The organism is Aquirufa sp. A-Brett2-15D (assembly GCF_054558735.1).
This window is the reverse complement of the sequence record NZ_JBSKFT010000015.1, coordinates 1-445: the sequence shown is the minus strand read 5'-3', so window position 1 is coordinate 445 and position 445 is coordinate 1. Positions and strand designations below refer to the sequence as shown.

Genomic DNA, 445 nt, shown 5'->3' with positions numbered 1-445 from the left:
GAACACATTCAACAACATTTAAGTAAAAGATTAAGCGGGCTTGTAGCTCAGGTGGTTAGAGCGCTACACTGATAATGTAGAGGTCCGTGGTTCGAGTCCACGCAGGCCCACAAGAAAAAGGCATGTGAGGAAAAGGCCAAAGCCGCTAAAGCAGTAATGCCCAAAAGCAATTAGCAAAATAATCCCTGGGGGATTAGCTCAGCTGGCTAGAGCACCTGCCTTGCACGCAGGGGGTCAACGGTTCGAATCCGTTATTCTCCACCAGAGTACAAAGGACAAAGAGCAAAGCTCAAAGTTCAAAGAGTAAAGATCAGACAGACGAGTTTGATAGTAGATTGAAAGAGTTTTGTAACCTATAGACTTCGGACTATAGACTACGGACTACACACCACCCTACCCTACTCAAATGTGAGTTTGGATTTGGGAACGATGTGAAACAGATGAG

Annotated in this window: 2 tRNA genes; both read left to right on the top strand. The window is 45.4% G+C overall.

Annotated features, from left to right (window positions below):
* The first annotated feature begins 36 nt into the window (after positions 1-36).
* Positions 37-110 (top strand) — tRNA-Ile (locus ACST14_RS10945).
* Positions 111-187: 77 nt separating this feature from the next.
* A tRNA-Ala gene (locus ACST14_RS10940) sits at positions 188-264 on the top strand.
* Positions 265-445 lie beyond the last annotated feature (181 nt).